The organism is Rhizobium sp. RU35A, from assembly GCF_900156005.1.
GTDB classification, from domain to species: Bacteria; Pseudomonadota; Alphaproteobacteria; order Rhizobiales; family Rhizobiaceae; genus Neorhizobium; species Neorhizobium straminoryzae.
Genome location: NZ_FTMR01000002.1, coordinates 803,541 through 820,982 on the forward strand (window position 1 = coordinate 803,541; position 17,442 = coordinate 820,982).

Sequence of the window (17,442 nt, forward strand, 5' to 3'; positions counted from 1 at the left end):
TAGATATGGCAGGGGGGAACATGCAAACTGTGGGGTTTATCGGCTTAGGCATCAGTCTGCTGGTGATGGTCTGGAACGTATTTGGTGTTCTCTTTTCAAAAGGCAGACGCCTGAGAAAACTGGCCTATTTGGCGTTAGGATTTGTTTCGCTCATATGTTTCGCGCTCGTGGCCGGTACGGGGCTTGGTTGGGAGGCGCAGGATGCCGGATTTCTCAGCTACGCCGATATGAAGCAGGCAAGGGATGCTGGCATCACAGATCCCACTCTATGGGCTGCAGGCCGACCCGAACGAGATCGAATTGCCGAGCAGGAGAAGGCCGCGAAGCAGGCCCAGGCTGCGGCCGAGGCTGAGGCCAGGCGCAAGGCTGATGCCGAACTTGTGCGACAGAAGGCTGAAGCTGATAAGCGGGCAGCACTCGAAAAGCAGGCCGCCTGCAAGAAGGACCTCCGCTGCTGGGCAGAAAGTGTTTCCGTCGACGCACATGTGGATTGCGCACGCGCCATCCAGAGCCTTGCAAAATGGGATTATCAGTGGACCGATGGATTTGGCGAACCGAGGTTCTCGAAGTTTCAATGGCGCGACCAGCAGAAGGGTATTGTGACCTATATGGGCAATAGATTGAAACTGCAGAACGGGTTCGGCGCATGGAAGCACATGACCTATACATGCGATTATGATCCTGCAACGAAACTGGTGCTCAACGCCGAGGCTTTCTGATGACGTGCAAATCAGATACGGGTACAAGCGTTATCGTGTCTCTCGTCGAGAGCGCTTTTTGAAAATTGAAGACGCTCAATAAGTGTCAGCGCCACGCCTCTCCGAACATGGAAGAAACCCGTCTTTTTCAATGACGACTTCCATGTTGGAAAAGAGCGAAGGCTTATTGTAACCCACTGAATTCTAATTGTTTTGTCGGCAGTGAGCGCAACATGGAAGTGACTTCCATGTTCGAATTGGATTTTCGTGTCAAAAATGGCGCCATTCCGCACGGGGCTGCGGAAATCCTCAAAATGTAAAAAGCCCGGTTTTCCGGGCTTTCACAACCGTTTCAAAGCCCTTCAAACGGTTTTCAAAACCGCCTCGAACCTTTCGCCGGAACCACCGATAAAACGCGCCGCAGCGGCCACTACTATCCGTTTCCGTGTCAAACGCGCCTGCCATCTCCGCCCGTTTGATACCGCGAAAAGCCCTTGTATTTCAGCCCATTGCCACGAATTGCCGCGATTTGACGGACAATGACGGGTTTTCCGGATAACGGTGACTGACAACAAGCTTGACGCGGATTTCCGGAATTTTGACACCTAAAACCGGAAAAACGGAAATCTCATATCTATTGACGAAAGTTCTTCCCAAGGCGCCTCTCGGGCGCGGTACATTAGCGTTCTCGGCGGGTTGGCCCCGAGCCGCCTGTGCGCCCTTCGGGGATGAATCACAGCCACCCCAGAGCTTCTATCTCTTGAAAGACCAAAGTCTGCCCTGACGGTTCAACGAAATGGAATCAGACCAGGAGGGGGTAGGCACACGCTTTTCAGAATTATTTGTATTCCGGAGGTCGAGTTCTTTTTCACTGACTAGAAACGAGGTGACATCGGCGATGTCAACCAATCGCGCGGGTGTCTCGTTAGCAATAGACTTAACGAAGACTTCATAGGACAGCCTCTCGTCTCGATGACGTTCGTGCAGGCGCTTAAGGAAGTCTTCCGCCAATCGCTCCCGCATCAGTTCCTTGTCGGCTCGGCCGAAGAGAAAATCTGGAGCATTTTGAGGATCGGCATTTGGATTAAAACCCAGCATCTCCAACCCGCCATGCCCCAAATGCAATGATTGATTGTTTATCTCCCAATGGCTATCGACCATGACGTTACGTGCCTTTACATGGTGCGATAGGTGGAGCAGCCAAAGATCCTTACGAGCTTTTTTTGATCGCAGGAAGAAGGGGCTTAGGAAAGGCGCGCCAGTCTGCTGCATAATATGTCTAAGCAGCAAGCGCTGAATTACATATCGTCCGCCCCGTTCGCCTTTCACATGAAGAAATTCTTTCAGCTGCTCCGCCGAGATCTCTATTGGCGCTAATCGTCGCAGGACTTCCGGATCTGTTGAGAGATAATCAATTAGCCATCCGACTGCGAATGTCAGAATGCACTCCGCGGCAGAAAATCTCAGGATTTTCCTGACGATTTCGAGGTCTACGTCGGAGTATCCCAATTGATCGAGAAGAAAAATAGAACGACCGACCTGGCGTCGGGTCCTCATCTCTATGCGAGATGAAATCAGGGGAAATACGTCTTCAAATTTCGAGTGATGTATGAATATCGACCGTCCGATTTTCGAAGAGTGCCCGTGGGCGTGCAATTCAGCCCGAAGGAAATCAATATGGTTCTTTTCACTGTCAACGAAGTGAAATTCAGCGTCAATTTCTAGCTTGTGATTCCTTCCTTGATTCGCCTGCCGTTCTGCTGCATCCACCGCGTCGAGGAATAGTAGAGGCGTGCCTTTCACAAATTGCCCGTCGCGTAGAAAACGACCACCGCCGCAGAATCCGTCAACCAGTGTAATTCGTTGCCGCCGTTGTGCAGGACTGACCAAAATGGCGGGGAAGTAGCCCTCTAGATAAGCCGCAATCAACCTCAGTTTCGCGTCGCTATGATCTTCTAGCGAGGGAGGCGCCGCGCCCGGTTTCCAGCCAAACGTCTTAATTGTTGTAACTCCTGCCGATACTCAGACAGTGAGTTGTGTAGTCATTGATTCGTCAAGCGCGAAGCTTGAACTGACTTTCTTTTTCTGCGGGAAACTCACGTATTAATTCACCGTCCAGCAAGCCTCCTCCTTTTCCAAACTGGTCTAGTTCCTTAACCAAAGACGCGGGAAGTCCTTGTTCCTGCACTAAGGGATTGTTTGTCGCTGCGCCCCATTGCTTATGGAATGGCGCGACGCCAAATTTCCTGCAGTCGGCGACGATGTCTCGTGCCCACTGTGCCATCATCGGACGCGCGCCATGGCCGCTTTCGCCGCCGCTGATAAGCCAATCCGGTTTGGGATCGCTTTCTGACAATCGCAGAGGGCCGATAGCGGGTTCGTACGAAACGAACCAGACTGCGGCAGGAATATCCGCGATGAAGCGTTTCCTTTGGTCAAAGCGAGTTTGATCTTCTGCGGTGAAGCCCAACCAAACATTCGGGTAACCGGAAGCCCCCCAGTCTGCCGGCAGCATCTTTTTGATGTTTTGAGGGCGCTTGGTGAGCAGCTGCCAGTCGAGCGCCGGCGTCGCTCGAATGACCTCAAACAAGTCCTTTCGCCACGCCGGGTCCGCCTGGTTGTCGAATACATCGGCTAGAGATGCGCAAAAGACGCGCTGTCTTCTGCCGTGCAGGGCTGCAAACTGAGCCGCCTTCTGCTGCCAGATATGAGGCGCTTTCCAGTACGCATCAGTTGTTTTCTTGCGAGGAGAATTGCCCCATTTCACGTGGCCCGATCGTTTTGACCATGCTTCGGCATAGCAGTTGTCGCAGCCTGGGCTGATATTGGTACAGCCCGTCCAAGGGTTAAACGTGTGGTCGGTCCACTCAATTGTAGAATTCATGGCCATCGCACGTCTCCCTGTCATAAATCGACCCATGGTACATTCAGAGAACATGCTTGCCAAATGATTAACATTGGCCATAGTTGCGCAGATTATGAGCTTGGTACGGTGCTGTCATTAGCCTTGACGCCTCGAGCTTTATGAGGCAGTTCTCAGCGCCCCGAAGGCGGCGGGTGCCTGAACCAAATGACCGAATGCGGCCGGTCCGAACATGGAGATTCGGATGCCCCATTCGCGCGGCCCGCAGCGTCCCAATAACAGTAAAGCAGAACCACGCTTCAGCTCGCCTTACCTGTCAGACTTTCTCGGCGGCAAGGTTCATCTGATTTGCCCAAAATGCGGCATCCAGCGTCGATACGACGCCTCAATGTTATTGGCCAAAGTCGGGGATTACGTCCTGCCGGATCTGCTCACCCGAATTGCGTTGGCCGAAGGGTGCCCGCGTGTCGGAGACAAGGACGACCGATGTAATCTGCACTACGATATCGAAAAGATGTACGAACAGAGGAGCGCCAAGCATGGCCAGTGACAACACCGGCGCGTCCGGGGCGGCAGTCCATTTCGAGCATTACTGTCAGGCGCCAGGCTGCAAGAAGTGGGGATCCTTCGGTTACCCGTCCCCACGCGGGCGTGGCGAATCGGATTTCTATTGCTTCGCGCATCGGCCGGACAAGGCCGAGGGTGTTACGCAGTAGCGAACTTGCTCAATGACGCGTCGTTGGCGGCCCCAGCAAACGCGTCTGCTCTTCTGCTTCAAGAATGGCCATTGCAATGAGATAGACCAGAAGCGGCAGTTCGGCTTTCTCGGCGCGGGCTTTTGCCGCTTCGAGTTGCGCGAGGATCTCCCTCAGGTCGTTCATAGGCGCCCCCCATTCACCCGAACCAACGCCGCGACGGTAGCGTGAAAGCCGCCATCTGAACAAGATCGAAGGGGCCTCGAAGCGGTCTCAAAGCCCCTTCAAACACCCTTCAAAGGATGGCCTGTTCCTCTGCCGGGATGAAGCCATAGGCGGCAAGATGGTCGACCGCCCTGGTCAGCAGTTCCAGCCCCATCGGCGCCAGTGCTCGTCGCCAGAGATCGGCCGGCGTTTCGTTCTCCTGGATGAAGCACCAGTCCTGAAACGCCACCGGACCACCGTCCATCTCGTCGGTCAGATGATAGACGGTGCCGCCGGTTATGCGCTCACCGGCTGCGATCGCATCGGCCACCGCGGTTCTGCCCCGGTAGAGCGGCAGGAGCGACGGATGAAACCCGATCGTATAGCGTGCCTGTTGCCGGACCCATGCCGGCACGAACACGAAGGCATTGGCACAGATGAGGAGATCGACGGAGATGCCCGCAAGTGCATCGAGCCCCGTCGATCCATAGAGGATGGCCGGCACATCGGCTGCCATGGCGAGGGCATAGAGGCGGTCGCTGGCGCGCGGCACGGCAACGAAGGCCATGTCGTGGTGATCGTTGAGGGCCTTGAACACTTCGGCCGCCAGCCATTTCTGACCAATCAGCCCGATCTTCATGCGCGCACCTCCGCGCCTTCGATATAGCGGAAGCCCTGAACGGCCCGGAAGTGGCCGCCGTATCGGCCCTTGACGCCGACGCTGCTCCTGCCGCCATGCAAGGTGCTTGACACCTGCGCCCAGAGCTTGTCCCGCCGGAGCGCCGCTGCGAGACCCGGATGGGAGGTATGGAACAGCGTCGGCATCGGCTTGCCGTAGCGGTTCTTCCCCCGGCGCCAGGCGCCGCAGACCGCATTCAGGAACCGTAAGCCCACGCCGGCGCCCTGCCATTCCGGCATGACGACCAGGCGGCAGGCACGGGCCTCGACAAGGCCCGGCCGGGTGGAGACGGCCACATGCGCCACCGGCTCGCCCTCGACAAAGGCGACGTAGCAGGTGGCGGCGATCATGTGCGGGAGCTTCAGATAGTGATGCGGCTCAAAATAGCGCCACCATCGCCAGCCGGTTTCGCGAATCTCCAGGGTGATCGGCGGCCGTCGTCGAAGATACCTCCCGGAATACTGCCCCGTCGCGGTGTCGTAGATCCAGTCCGGGTCGAGCCAGTCGATGATATCGTAATGGCACGACAGCATGACCGCCTTGCTGCTGCCCCGCCGCCACGCCTTGCCGAAGGCGAGCGCGCCGATGCGGGCAATCTGCCGGTCCACCACGCTGGTGAACTCGTCGATCACCACCTCGGCCGGCCGTTCGCAGATGAGCCGGGCGAGATCGGCGCGGAAGCGCTCGCCATTCGAGAGGACCGAGTAGGGCCGAAGCCAGGAGGGCACCGAGCCCAGGCCGACCGAGGCAAGGGCTGCCGTCACATCGTCGAAACGCCCATCGGGTGCAATGGCGTCGATGATCGGTCGATCGTCTGGCCATGTCGCCGAGGCGATCCTGTCCTCGCCAAAAATCCGGCGGCCGAGCGAGGTCTTGCCGGAACCGGACGGACCGACGATCAGGCCGATCTGCCAGGCGTCGTCCTCGATCGGCAGGTCGGCGACGTGCTCGAACCGGCTGCCGTCCTCGACATTGAACAGGGATTTCACGCGAGCCGCACGGTAGCTGTCGAAGTCCGCGCAGGTGTTTCGGATCTCGATCTTCATGTGCAGACCACCTTGATCTTGCAGGCCTTCAGCGCCTGCAAGGCCACGAACAGCTGCTGTTGGGCCTGCTCGTCCGAGCAGACGAGAATGACGCCGTGTTGCTGACGGTGGACGTGGCCGTTGGCGCCCGGTGCGCCGCGTGGCAGGGGAGGGAGCTTATCGCTGGATTTCATGGAGGACCCGATCCGGTTGTCGCTCCTGGCGATCGGATGCGGGCTCAATCGGCCTCAGGTGGTTGAGGGTGCCGCAGCGGCGGCACTTGATCTCTATTACATTACTTATTGCGTCGTGCTCAGCCCTAAACAGCAGCGCCGAGCACTTTCCGCAGCGAATGTCTCTCATCTTTCCATATGCTCACGACTCAGTCACACCTCCTTCGCCCTGCAGGGTACGGGTGCGACAGTTATCGTGTGGTGCTGTCGGACGGGTCTGGTCGCCAAACTTAGAGCCCGTCGTTCGGTGCGCATGATGTGCACCGGCCGCCCGGCTAAGCGCCGGACGAAACCCATGCTCAGTAGTAGGGAATGCGCCGCTGTTGGCCGTTGATGGCGAACTGCATATATCCTGCAGGCGTTGTCGGCAGGACGCCGGCTCCGCCTGGACCAGGTGCTGCTGTCGTGACCGCCTGATTGCGTAGCTCGATAATGTTGCCGAGCCGCAATCCCATCCCGGTGCCGTCCTTGTCAGAGATATCCAGACCGAAGTTGCCATACTGGGATAGCCGCATGACGTTGGCGGCCGTCGGATCTCCAAACCATAGTTCGCGAATGAATTTCAGGATGGCACGATCCGGATCCCCGCCACCGTATGGCTGCACGAAGTCAATCGTCGGAGCGGCGTCACCGAGTGAATATCCACTCTTGGGAATACGGAAGGCGCTTGCCTTGACCTCACCTGCGGCGACATTGCGATAAACCTTGGTGCCGAAGGTTTCCAGTATGCCCAATTCCCCGTGCAACAACTGCGCGACAAAGCGGTTTGCCGGTTCGAGCGGATGCGTGCCGTCGGTGATCCAGCCGAGGCGGACAAGTTCGGTGTAGTTGCGGCAGGCACGGTAGCCGTCGAAATAGGCGGCATAATTGGCCATCGCGTTGTCACGCCAGATCTTCTGGATCGCCAGCTGGGACGCTTCGGAGGTCACGTCGGGCAGAGAGCCGATTACCAGCAGGGAGCAGGCCGGCAGGCTGGCGAAACGGCTGAAAGTCGCCGGGATATTGACCGCAGCGTTCTCTTCCTTCGCCTGGATGAACATGAGCTTGCAGTTAAACTCGGCCATCAGATACGCGAAAATCGCGTTCGAGGAATAGTTGTTGTTGCTGAGAATGCTGCCGCCGCGGCCAAAGCCCAGCGGGACGATACCGTGCGAGCGAAAACCGCCACAAAATCCACTGAGGACGACGACTTGCCCGCTCGCGGTGATCACCATCTTGTACTTGACGCTGGCTGACACGCTCCATTGGACTTTTGCGCCGCCCAGCGCGCTGTCCGCCAGATTGATCGTCTGCGTGTCGATCACCGCATTGGTATCGCGATTGATCAACTGGACCGTCGCGGTGCCCATCCCAGGCCCCTTCGCGAAGTAGGCACGCATGGTGGCAAATCCGTTTTGCTGCCCCATGTCGATGGTCATTGTCGCTGCATCAAACAGCGTCAGATGTCCGCCGGAAGGAAGGTACGTGAAGTCCGCCTTGCCACCGGCGCCGTCGTTTGCGTACCAATCCACCACCGCGCTGCCGCTGTTAAAATAGGACCCCGTAAAGGTCGCTGGCGATGGGCCGGGGATTGAAAAGGAGGTGCCGCCGATCACGGCGCCCTGCGGGATCGCCTGGAAGATCTGCTGGACGAAAGACGCCCAGACATGGGGCGAGACGCTGTCGCCGTAGTAGCCAATCCCGATGAAGCCAGAGGGGGAAGCTCCCGGCGAAATGCCCGGATTGTAGGTGTAGAGGGCGTTATAGAAATCCCTCAGATTATGCTTGCCCTCAAGCAGTGACACGCCTTCCAGCCGTGATGCCACCGTGGTGCGCTGCCGCTCGTACCCGATCATACCGGCGCCCAGCGCCGTGCTGGACTGGCTGGCGAGATCGGCCAGCGCGGCGCCCTGATAGACCTGCCAGCGAGGCGCGGCGAGATCCGTCGCAAAGGTGCCGGCCGTGTGCGCCACGGTGCAGATATACTGCACGCCGCCCTGCATCACGGTATCGCGCACCGCGTATGCGGTGCCTGTAGTCCAGGCGCCGCGATAATTGGTGATGATCGCTGTCGCGGCCTCGATGCGATCCTCGGTCGCCTCGACGGCCGTGCGATGCGCCAGCGCCTCGGAGGCGGCCGCCTGCGCCACGATCCGATCGGCATCCGCCGCCGCCGCCGCCGCCTCGGCCGCCGCCTGTCCGGTATCCGATGGCAGATCGGCAACGCGCACCCAGGCGCCTGACTGGCGCTCATAGATGCCACGGTCGGCGCCGACGAGGGCTATACCCGTCTGCCCGTTGGATGCGCCGGTGACGGCATTCAGCGCGGCGTAGGAAACGCGGGCGTAATCCGCAGCCGAGACCAGCGCGATTGCGTTGAGTGCGGAGGCAATCGCGCCACTGCCGGCCAACTGCGTGGCGAGATCCTGGATCGCCTGCAGGCCGGTCGAATTAGCCCTGTTGACGATGACTTCGTCGCTCATCGCAACGCGGTTCAGGTTGGTTGTTCTGGGGCCGTCTGCCATGGTTACCTCAGCGGATGTTAACGGTGATTGGACCCGACAAAGGCCCCGGAAGGCCGTCGGAGTTTTGGGGCTCAAGCCAGATGTGATGGCTGCCCTGGGCGAGACAGGTCGCTGTTTCGAGGTAGGCGACGACATTGTCGATCGATCCGTCGAAGGTGCTGCTCGCCAGGAACGATAGTGTGTCATTGCCGGCGGTCGCCTGGATGCGATCCGCGAAGATCCCGTTGTTCGATTGGCTTGTGCCTGCGCGGGTGGAAACGCCCGTCAGCCTGGGCGTCACCGTTCCGGCCGTGATGTCCGCCAGCAGCGCCGAGATGCGGTAGTACTTGCCGCTGACGGCTGCGAGCGGCTGACTGATCGCATCGGCTGTACCGGGCGTATGGCTTGCCTTGCCGTCAGCAATTGTCCAGCCCGCTGCAAGCGTCCATGTGCCGCTGTTGTCCATGCTGCCGTTGGTGAGCAGGTTTTCGCGCGTGGCGTCGCCGATCGGCTGCGAATAGGAACGCGACGGCACGACCTGGATCGGGCTGCCGACCGCATCTGTTGCCCGGTTAAGGATGGCGGAGGTGGAGCGGTAGATCTGCACCTGCGTCGTTGCGGTATCGTCCGAGGTCGACCACTGCACCACGGCGCCCCCGAGCAGCGGCCCGATCGAGATCATGCCGGCGTCGAGGGCGCCGGGTGCGGCCGCATCGCCATCACCCACCGTCACACTGACCACGGCCGTATAGGCGCCGACCGTGCCATCCTGTGCAATTGCGGCCGCGCGAAGCTGCACCACATTCCCGGTGGCATAGCCGGTTATTGTCGCCCCGCCGTTGGATGCCGGGATGTCGATCGGCGTCCAGGTGCTGGCGCCCGACAGCCGATGCTGTAGGCGATAGCTCGCCGTGATCACGGAGCCGGTGCCAGGCGTGATCAAAAGCGTGATCGCGCCAACCTGGCCCGTGCCGCTGAAGCCGGTCGCAATCGAGGTAATGCGCGGCGTCGGCGGCACGGCCGAACCAAGATCGATTTCCGAACCGACGCGACCGTTCCAGGCCGGCGGCACCTCCTCGTCGGTCAGTTCGTCGATGATCGGGGCTGCATCCACCATCCGGTAATGCACCGACATGTTCTCTCCGGCTTCCGCGTCGAGAATAACGACGGGAAAGCTCTCGCTGGTCGATCGCCCGAAATGCACGATGTCGCCTACATCAGGCATGTCGCCACCTTCGTTCAGCAGCAGCAACCGCGTCTCGCCGGGGGACGTCGTGACGGTTCGCACGACGGACGTGCCGATCGTGTCCTCGGCATCGCCGAACACGCGAAACCGCACGGCATAGGTGACGCCGGCATCCATGGTGACCGCGTCCGAAAGCTCGATCAGCCTCCCCTCGACTGAGCGGACGCGTGCGGTTGCCTGGGTGCGATCCAGGATGTCCATCGACAGCATGACGAGGTCACCGCGCGTTGCCACCCGCACCGGGCTGTCCTGCGAGGCCTCGTAAATGTCCGGGCGATAGAGTGCCTCGTACATGCGCCGGCGGGCCTCGCGCCAGATCTCGGCGGGGTCGGTCTTGCCCGGCAGGTCGAGCGCTTCCGTCAGCGTGATCGGCCCGCTATGGCCCGGCCAGGGCACGAGCCGTTCGGCCGGCTTGTAGTCATTGGTGGCGTCGAGAAATTTCACCCGGAAGCCATGCGGGGGCCGGATATAGGTGCGGGTGGCGCGCATGTTATAGGCGTTGCGCGGGTTGATGTGATCGACGACCAGCGTCTGCGGCCGGTCGATCACGACGCCCCAGCGCATGCCGTCATGCCGCTTGGTGGCACGGCCGGCGGCGGCAACCTGTCTCAGCACGTCGCCGATCGACAGGGATGGATCGTCGATGACCGCATCGAACTTGAGACCCTTGACCCGGCAGAAGTCATGCCAGTCGGCCAGCTGATCGAGATCGATGCCGGCATCACTGGCGGGGCGCGGGTTGGCGGGTGATTGCAGCACGTAGCGATAGATCGATGCCGGATTGCTGGTCGCCCGTTCGATCCAGGAGCCTGTCGTGTGGTCGTAGTCGAGGCAGATGCGCGAGGCCACGGCGCTGAAATTGTCCAGCTGTCCGTTCAGTTGATGGGTGGCCTTGATGCGCAGGCCGACCAGGGCCAAAGGCTTGCCGAAGGCGATCGGATATTCCGGGCGGATGGTCTGCAGCGCTGCCCAGGTGGTGCGTTGCTGAACCTTGATGTCGGTCGCCTCCGGCGTCAGCATGATGACGCGGATCTCCCATCGGCCGCGCGTGGGGAATGTCCAGCTGTGCTGGCGATAGAAGGCTTCCAGTGACCGCGCGGTGACATTGAGCGTCGTCACATCCGTCCAGGCGGCGCCATCGTCCGGCGTGACCAGCCGGTGCTGGATCTTCAGCGAGACGGTCGTGGCATTGGTGCCGCCCTTGTCGTTGCTGGCATAGAGGCCGGCCGGCCAGCCAAAGATGATCGAGGCGCCGGAGGCGTCCGCACCGGTGGTGCGCGTTACCGGCGTCTCTTTTGCCGCGCTGCCGCTGATGATCTCGCCGAGGTCGTCGCGCGGATAGGGGCGCGTCAGTTCGGCGCCGATGGTTTCCTCGGCCACCTGGCGGGGGAACAGCGAGATTGGCGGATCACTGGAAAGACCTTCGGTCGCCTCGGTCGAAAGCTCGTCATATTCCGAGATTGACGTTTCGCCGATCTGCATGCCGCTGAGAGGCAGGCGCCCGTATCCGAAATTGAACAGCGAGCGGATATAGAGCCAGTTGCCGACGATCTCGCTATGCGACAGCGCGCCGAAGGGCGGGGCATAGCGGATCCTGCCCAGCACGACCGGGACTGCGCCTTCACGGTCGAGGCGGTTGCGCCAGCCGCTGATCGCATAGCGGTTCTCGCGTTCCTGTGTTTGCGGCTTTTCCGGCGGGATGAGCGCATTGATCAGGAGATTGCCGAGGACGGAAACGCCGATGCCGATCAGGCCGGATACCACCGAAAACCCGATGGTGCCGCTGACAAAGCCGAGGCTGGCCGCCCAGAACTGGCCGAGCGCGATCGCCGCGATCGAGACGACGATCTGCAGGATCGAGCGGAGCGCGTTCTTGCCGGGTATGACACGGATGACGACGCGCACGCCGGCATGCGGATAGGCCCGGTGCCAGATCGCCGGCGGCACGATCTGGACGCCGCGATCGTTGACCAGCGCCACGCGGATATATTCGCGGCCGATGGCCCGATCGGGCAGTACCTGGTCGACGATCTCGGCGATCGTCATGCCTTCGGGAAACTCTGCCGTGATGCGACCATGACCGGGATCGAGCGCCGGCGCGGCGAGGACGGAAACGAGGCCCTTCCGCTTACTCATCGAACTGCCCTCGAAAGGCGTTCGATGTGCCTGTAAACGCCCGTCAAACGATGGCGCCACGGATGCGCCAGATAGCTCTCGACCTTGGCGCAATCCTCACCGGCCGCATGCAGCATCAGGCCGTGCTGCACGACGATGCCAACATGGCTGTCGAGACGGCCGCGCCGGAACACCGCCAGATCGAAGGGTTCGACCGGTCCGGTAACCGGCAGCCAGACCGGCGACGCCTTGGCATCGGCAACGAGCGCCGCAATCTCGGCATGTTCGTCGACGGACGTGTAACCGAGGTAATCTGGAAGGCTGATCTGCAATTCCTCGCGATAGACGAGGCAGGCCAGCCCCCAGCAGTCGCAGCCGGAGCGGTCGCGGCCGAAGGCGGCAAACGGCAATCCGACGAAATGGTTCGTCCAATCGGTCATAGGTAAAGCCCCGGAAACCCGTCGCGGCTCATGCGGCCGCCCGGAAAATATTCGTTTTCGATTTCTTCGCGCGTGATCGACAGCTTGATCTCGCCGGCATCGATCTCGGCCGAGATGATTTCGAGGTCGGTGTATTCAAGCTCGATGAGGTTCGGCGACGAGGCCAGCACCACGGCCATGTGGATCGTTGCGATGTCGACAAAGGAGCGGACGAGGCGCGCCATGTCGGCATCCAGATTTTCGAGAATGAGCGTTGCCGAGGCCGGTGCGTCCTCCTGGTCGGATGGCAGCACCGTCGAGGCGACGACCCAGAGGAATGGTTCCGTGACAGGATTGGCGCCGCGCCAGGTGGAGCGGGTGCCGTAATAGAGCGGATCGTCCGAAAGACGTTCGGTGTTGTCGGTGGACAGCCGGATTGGCTGCGTCAGTTGCGGATGGTTGATCTCGAACAGCACGACATAAAGCTCGGCCGTGGCTTCCGCATCCTGGGCTAGGCGGGCGTTCAGCGAAACGCGTCTCATGGCATCACCTCGACCGTGAAGGTCTTGCGGAAGTCGATCCCGACAATGGTTTCCGTGGGCAACTGGTCGCCGAAGGTGCACAGCCACATCGCCGCGATCAGCATCGGCTGGTCGTCACTGGTCAGCAGCAGCGAGCCGCCACTTGTGCGCAGCGCCCAGCCGTCCGTCGTCGGGTCCGGCATGCGAAACAGCAGCGAGCCCTTCTTCGTGTCATGTTCGAAGAAATTGTCGAACCGTGCCCGCTGATCGGCATCGAGCAGCACGGAGAGGGTGACAACCTTGGCAACGTTGGAGAAGCGGCGGCGGTAGCCGGCCGGTCCCGCATCGGAGGCGCGGCGCAGGCGTGCCTCCTGCGGCAGCGACGACCAGGTGGCGCGTTCGGGCTTGGGCAGTTCGGCCGGCCAGGTGGCAATCGTCATCGGGCCACCCTCTGCGGCTTCACGCCGAATTCGGTCTGCAGCGAACGCCGCAGCGGGTTGCCACGCTGGGCCACGGCGGCCGAGGTGATCTGTCCGACCTGGATCACGGTCTGCCGGCGGCCCTGCGGGTCGGTCCGCTCCTCTGCCTGCACCTGGTCGCGGCCGTAATTGTGGATGACAATCGAAGAGCCACGATCGCTGGAACCGGACGAATAGGGATCAGCCGTCCGGGCGTTGCTGTTGGCGCTGGCATAGACCGGGGCGATCGAGCCGACATAGCCACCGGTGTCGAAGCCGGTCTTCCCGCCGCCGCGCACCATGCGCCGCAATGCATCGAGATTGTGGACGCCGATCGCGGCCGTCGAAATGGCATCGAAGACATATTCCTTCTCGTGCACGAGCCCGGCAACGCGTGCGGGGTCGGAACCGCCGGTGGCTCCGCCGCTGGAATAGCCCCGGACCAGGAAGGAGCCGAGCGTGGTGTTGGCGGCCCAGGCCGAGCTGGTCGGCGCGACGCCGCCGAACAGTCGGCCGATCCCGCCGAGCAGCGACGACCAGAAGCCGCCGCCAGCCGAGGCGCCGCCATTCGCTGCAATATTTCCGATCTGCCCAAGGCCGTTTGCGAGTTGCCCGAGCCCATTGCCGAAGACGCCGAGATTTTGCGTCGCGGCGCCTGAGGTGCCGGCGAGCGAGGCCAGCGACGATGCGGCTTCCGTTGCCCGGCGGATCTGCAGTTCGGACGCATTGATCCAGCTGGTCGTTACCGAATCCTGCTGATTGCCCGACAGCATCTGGAACTGCTGCTGACCACCGAACAGGCGGCTGGCGCCGGTGGCAAAGCCGACATGCCCGCCCGTATTGCCAGCGCCGAGGCCGCGCGTCTGCAGCAGGATGTCGCCGCGCATCAACTGGGACGGATCGATCGCGCGGCCCCAGTTCTGGAAGGCGTTCGCGGTCAGTGATCCCGTGCCGTCTATACCGACCTGCTTCAGGGCCGAGTTGACGAAGCCGGCACACCAGGCCGTGGTCGCGGCATCGATGTCGACACCTCCGGCCCGCAGGAAGGAATTGATATCGGTCCGCTGGCTCACCTCGTTGGCGCCGATCAGGCCCATGGCCTTGTCAACTGCGCTCGACGCCAGCCCACCGGCGACATTGCTGTTGGCTGCCCCGCCGATCAGGCCGCCTGCGCTGCCGAGCCCGGAGCCGAGGCCGCCATTGATGACGACGGTGCCTGCCATGACCGACATGGAGCCGACGCTGCGGCCCATGGCGTTGGAGACGATGACGCTCGGATCTGCAGGCGTCGCGCCGCCGAACAGGCGACCGATGATCCCGCCGATGCCGCCGAGATCCGAGAGCGTGCCTTTGTCTGTCCCGAGCATGGCATTCTTCAGCGGCGTCTTGATGCCGATATCGATCAGCGTCCCGGAAATATCCTTGGCGATGCCCTCGAGCGCGCCGGAGATGTCGCCGCTCGAAAGCCCGTCTACGATCCCGTCAATGGCGTTTTCGGCGCTGCCCTGCACCTTACCCCAGGCATCGGCCTGCTTTTCGATCTGCCGGTTCATCACCGCCATGGCATCCGCCTCGGCGCGGATCTGCGCTGCAAGGCCACTGTTTGATGCAAGACCGCGCCGGCGGATTTCCTGTTCGGCTTCCAAGAGGGCGATCGAGCGTTCCCGCACAGTGTCGTTTGCGCCGATCAGCGACTGTTCGACACGCAGCTTTTCTATGCGCTCGTTCTGGCCGCGCAGGTATTCCTGTGCGGACGCCAGCTTCTCCTGCTCGGCAAGACCGGCATATCCGGCGCGGAGATCAGCGATCTGCTGGTTGAGCCGCTGTTTCGCATCCCCTTCTGCTACGGCCGCTGCGGCAATCAGGGGCCGTAGCGTCAGTTCTTCCTGGAGCATCCGGTTCGCGTCGGCGGTTGTGATGGAGCCGGCATTCACGAGTCCATTCAGCCGAATGCGGGTCTCCAGTTCCGTCCGCATATCCTGCGCTTGGGTACGCGCATTGCCGATCGTTTCCGCGATCACGCGGTTGCGCGCCCGCGCCGCCTCGATCTCGATCGATGTTGCCGCATTCTCCTCGCCGGCCATCTCCAGGCGGGTGCGCCGCGCCTCAAGGTCGGCCCGCACCAGCGGATTGCGTTCGGTCTGGATCTGGATGTCCAGTCGGTCCAGTTCGGCCAGGCGCTGCTGCCGGTTGACGAGACTGTCCAGCACCCGCTGCTTGGCCTCGAGCGTTGCGGTGCGTTCGTCCTCGTTGATGCCCGTGAGGCCGGCGCCGCTCTGAAGCGTCGCGATTTCGTTTTGCAGGGTCTGGATACGGCGGCGATCGGAACCGGCGCCGGACGTGTCGATCACGGATGTCACGGCACGGCTGCGGGCGATCTCTTCCGCCTGACGCCGGCGGGCGGCTTCCTGTGCGTCGCGCTGCTGGATCTGCTCTTCCAGTTCCTGCACGCGTGTCGCGGCGCGCGCCTGCAGCATGCCGCTGGGTGACAGGAGGCTGAGGACGCCGGACGGACCGGACTGCAGTTGCGCCAGGGCCTTTCGTGCTTCGGCGAGCTGCTCGTCAAGGGAGGGACCGGAAAGGGCGCGATCGACTGCTCGGCCGAGCGCGTCATAGGCATTGCCGGCAGCCGTCGAGACGGTTGACCACGCCCGGCCGAGCGCGGTCGTCGCCTCTGTCGCGCTGGCAAGGCGCCGCGGCAGCGCATCGAGCAGCACCGCCTGCGCCTCCGAGACCCGGTTCTGCTGGGCAAGGTTCGTCGCCTGACGTGCGGTCGCCGCGCTGATCAGGCCGTATTGCTGATAGAGCGTCTGGGCAGCCCTGGCCGGGTCGGCGAACATTTCTGCCAGCGCATCGCCGGCCGAGGCGGCATCAAGCCCGATCGTGGCGCCAAAGTCCTTGCTGATGGCGATCAGCTTCTCGAAGTTTTCCGCGCCGATGCGGCCGGTGCGCAGAAAGCCCGCTTCCATCGAGCGCGCGGTCGACACCGAAATCCCGGCGGCGGATGCGCCGGCGCGCGCCGATGCTTCCAATTCGGCCGAGGTGCCGGCAACGGCAAGGCCAAGGCCTCTGGCGGCCGTTTCCACCTCTTTTGTCGACTGCAGATAGCGCGACCAGGCAGCCGCGCCGATGACGGCGGCGGCGGTCAGTCCGGCGATGCTGACCGTCAAAGGCGTGACGGCGCGCGCTGCCCCGGATGCGATGGTCGAGAAGTCCTTCAGCGCCGTGTTGACGCCTCCCTGGCCAGCATAGATCTGGGCGATCTGCGGTCCCTGCTGGGCAAGCACCATGCCGATCGGCATGCCGCCGGCCAGCGACTGGCCCACGTCAAAGGCCTGATAGGTGAGGTTCTGGCGTCGGAACTGGGCAGCCCCGTCGCTTTCTCCGAGCGCCCCGTTGCGGCCCTTGATCACGTCGATCGAGGCCAGCGTTGCCTGACGCTGGCGCGAAATGGCTGCCGTCATCTCGTCGGTGGAGAGGACGCCCTGCGCGTGCAGCGTCCGGATCTCGGTCAGCTGCGTCTTGTACTGGTTGATGACGGCAAACAGCGGATTGTATTTCGCGCGCAACTCGTCCAGCGAGCGGCCCTGCATGGCAAGCGCCCCGGTCCATTCCCGGACATTCTGGTTTGCTGCCGGCGCGCCGAGACCCATCTGCGCGTTGATCAGCGCCTGCAGTCTCGACGTCGTGGTCTGCGCTTCGGTTCCTATCCCCGCGATCTCGGCCTTGGTGGCGCGCGCACCAGCCGGAACCTGGCTGGCGTCGAGCGTCACGACGGCCTGGAGTTTCAGCGGGGTGGTCAT

The 17,442-nt window shown here is 61.9% G+C and carries 15 protein-coding genes; 3 read left to right on the plus strand and 12 right to left on the minus strand.

Annotated elements, in window-relative coordinates; translation table 11 throughout:
• Positions 1–20: 20 nt before the first annotated feature.
• Positions 21–719 (plus strand): hypothetical protein, encoded by a 699-nt coding sequence (locus F3H95_RS08530; RefSeq protein WP_149745579.1) that lies wholly within the window; start codon positions 21–23, stop codon positions 717–719.
• Between the two features lie 732 nt (positions 720–1,451).
• Here F3H95_RS08530 and F3H95_RS08535 read toward each other — a convergent pair.
• Both F3H95_RS08535 and F3H95_RS08540 read right to left on the minus strand, forming a co-directional pair.
• Positions 1,452–2,699, minus strand: a complete 1,248-nt coding sequence (locus tag F3H95_RS08535) for a three-Cys-motif partner protein TcmP (protein ID WP_149745580.1) — start codon at positions 2,697–2,699, stop codon at positions 1,452–1,454.
• Positions 2,700–2,751: 52 nt separating this feature from the next.
• A complete protein-coding gene (locus F3H95_RS08540; RefSeq protein ID WP_149745581.1) occupies positions 2,752–3,588 on the minus strand; it encodes a DUF5131 family protein in 837 nt (278 codons plus the stop codon).
• Between the two features lie 217 nt (positions 3,589–3,805).
• Here F3H95_RS08540 and F3H95_RS08545 point away from each other — a divergent pair, with 217 nt between their 5' ends.
• Both F3H95_RS08545 and F3H95_RS27120 read left to right on the plus strand, forming a co-directional pair.
• Positions 3,806–4,111 carry a hypothetical protein gene (locus F3H95_RS08545; protein WP_149745582.1) on the plus strand — a complete coding sequence of 102 codons (306 nt, stop codon included), beginning with the start codon at positions 3,806–3,808 and terminating at the stop codon, positions 4,109–4,111.
• Positions 4,101–4,277 (plus strand): hypothetical protein, encoded by a 177-nt coding sequence (locus tag F3H95_RS27120; protein ID WP_188134329.1) that lies wholly within the window; start codon positions 4,101–4,103, stop codon positions 4,275–4,277. Before F3H95_RS08545 ends, F3H95_RS27120 begins: the two co-directional genes overlap by 11 nt.
• 9 nt (positions 4,278–4,286) lie before the next feature.
• On the opposite strand, the gene F3H95_RS27125 is transcribed toward F3H95_RS27120, so the two are convergent.
• The 10 genes from F3H95_RS27125 to F3H95_RS08590 form a co-directional block, all read right to left on the minus strand.
• Positions 4,287–4,442 carry a hypothetical protein gene (locus tag F3H95_RS27125; protein WP_188134330.1) on the minus strand — a complete coding sequence of 52 codons (156 nt, stop codon included), beginning with the start codon at positions 4,440–4,442 and terminating at the stop codon, positions 4,287–4,289.
• 109 nt (positions 4,443–4,551) lie between these two features.
• Positions 4,552–5,100, minus strand: a complete 549-nt coding sequence (locus F3H95_RS08550; RefSeq protein WP_149745583.1) for a formyltransferase family protein — start codon at positions 5,098–5,100, stop codon at positions 4,552–4,554.
• Positions 5,097–6,185 (minus strand): GNAT family N-acetyltransferase, encoded by a 1,089-nt coding sequence (locus F3H95_RS08555; RefSeq protein WP_149745584.1) that lies wholly within the window; start codon positions 6,183–6,185, stop codon positions 5,097–5,099. Before F3H95_RS08555 ends, F3H95_RS08550 begins: the two co-directional genes overlap by 4 nt.
• Positions 6,182–6,358 (minus strand): hypothetical protein, encoded by a 177-nt coding sequence (locus F3H95_RS27130; protein ID WP_188134331.1) that lies wholly within the window; start codon positions 6,356–6,358, stop codon positions 6,182–6,184. Before F3H95_RS27130 ends, F3H95_RS08555 begins: the two co-directional genes overlap by 4 nt.
• A 338-nt stretch (positions 6,359–6,696) precedes the next feature.
• Positions 6,697–8,901, minus strand: coding sequence for a carbohydrate-binding protein (locus F3H95_RS08565; RefSeq protein ID WP_188134332.1), 2,205 nt, complete (start codon positions 8,899–8,901; stop codon positions 6,697–6,699).
• A gap of 7 nt (positions 8,902–8,908) precedes the next feature.
• A complete protein-coding gene (locus F3H95_RS08570) occupies positions 8,909–12,262 on the minus strand; it encodes a host specificity factor TipJ family phage tail protein (RefSeq protein WP_210248539.1) in 3,354 nt (1,117 codons plus the stop codon).
• Positions 12,259–12,681: an NlpC/P60 family protein gene (locus tag F3H95_RS08575; protein WP_149745586.1), complete on the minus strand. Its 423-nt coding sequence runs from the start codon at positions 12,679–12,681 to the stop codon at positions 12,259–12,261. Before F3H95_RS08575 ends, F3H95_RS08570 begins: the two co-directional genes overlap by 4 nt.
• A complete protein-coding gene (locus tag F3H95_RS08580) occupies positions 12,678–13,202 on the minus strand; it encodes a hypothetical protein (protein WP_143125752.1) in 525 nt (174 codons plus the stop codon). The genes F3H95_RS08575 and F3H95_RS08580 overlap by 4 nt, the downstream gene beginning before the upstream one ends.
• On the minus strand, positions 13,199–13,621 hold the full coding sequence (locus F3H95_RS08585; RefSeq protein WP_149745587.1) for a hypothetical protein: 423 nt from the start codon (positions 13,619–13,621) through the stop codon (positions 13,199–13,201). Before F3H95_RS08585 ends, F3H95_RS08580 begins: the two co-directional genes overlap by 4 nt.
• On the minus strand, positions 13,618–17,442 hold a 3,825-nt coding region (locus F3H95_RS08590; RefSeq protein ID WP_149745588.1), incomplete at its 5' end, for a phage tail length tape measure family protein. The genes F3H95_RS08585 and F3H95_RS08590, both read right to left, overlap by 4 nt.

Coding starts and splice junctions, on each gene's coding strand:
- F3H95_RS08530 (WP_149745579.1), top strand. CDS start 21: ATGCAAACTGTGGGGTTTATCGGCTTAGGCATCAGTCTGCTGGTGATG.
- F3H95_RS08540 (WP_149745581.1), bottom strand. CDS start 3,588: ATGGCCATGAATTCTACAATTGAGTGGACCGACCACACGTTTAACCCT.
- F3H95_RS08545 (WP_149745582.1), top strand. CDS start 3,806: ATGCCCCATTCGCGCGGCCCGCAGCGTCCCAATAACAGTAAAGCAGAA.
- F3H95_RS27120 (WP_188134329.1), top strand. CDS start 4,101: ATGGCCAGTGACAACACCGGCGCGTCCGGGGCGGCAGTCCATTTCGAG.
- F3H95_RS27125 (WP_188134330.1), bottom strand. CDS start 4,442: ATGAACGACCTGAGGGAGATCCTCGCGCAACTCGAAGCGGCAAAAGCC.
- F3H95_RS08550 (WP_149745583.1), bottom strand. CDS start 5,100: ATGAAGATCGGGCTGATTGGTCAGAAATGGCTGGCGGCCGAAGTGTTC.
- F3H95_RS08555 (WP_149745584.1), bottom strand. CDS start 6,185: ATGAAGATCGAGATCCGAAACACCTGCGCGGACTTCGACAGCTACCGT.
- F3H95_RS27130 (WP_188134331.1), bottom strand. CDS start 6,358: ATGAAATCCAGCGATAAGCTCCCTCCCCTGCCACGCGGCGCACCGGGC.
- F3H95_RS08565 (WP_188134332.1), bottom strand. CDS start 8,901: ATGGCAGACGGCCCCAGAACAACCAACCTGAACCGCGTTGCGATGAGC.
- F3H95_RS08570 (WP_210248539.1), bottom strand. CDS start 12,262: ATGAGTAAGCGGAAGGGCCTCGTTTCCGTCCTCGCCGCGCCGGCGCTC.
- F3H95_RS08575 (WP_149745586.1), bottom strand. CDS start 12,681: ATGACCGATTGGACGAACCATTTCGTCGGATTGCCGTTTGCCGCCTTC.
- F3H95_RS08580 (WP_143125752.1), bottom strand. CDS start 13,202: ATGAGACGCGTTTCGCTGAACGCCCGCCTAGCCCAGGATGCGGAAGCC.
- F3H95_RS08585 (WP_149745587.1), bottom strand. CDS start 13,621: ATGACGATTGCCACCTGGCCGGCCGAACTGCCCAAGCCCGAACGCGCC.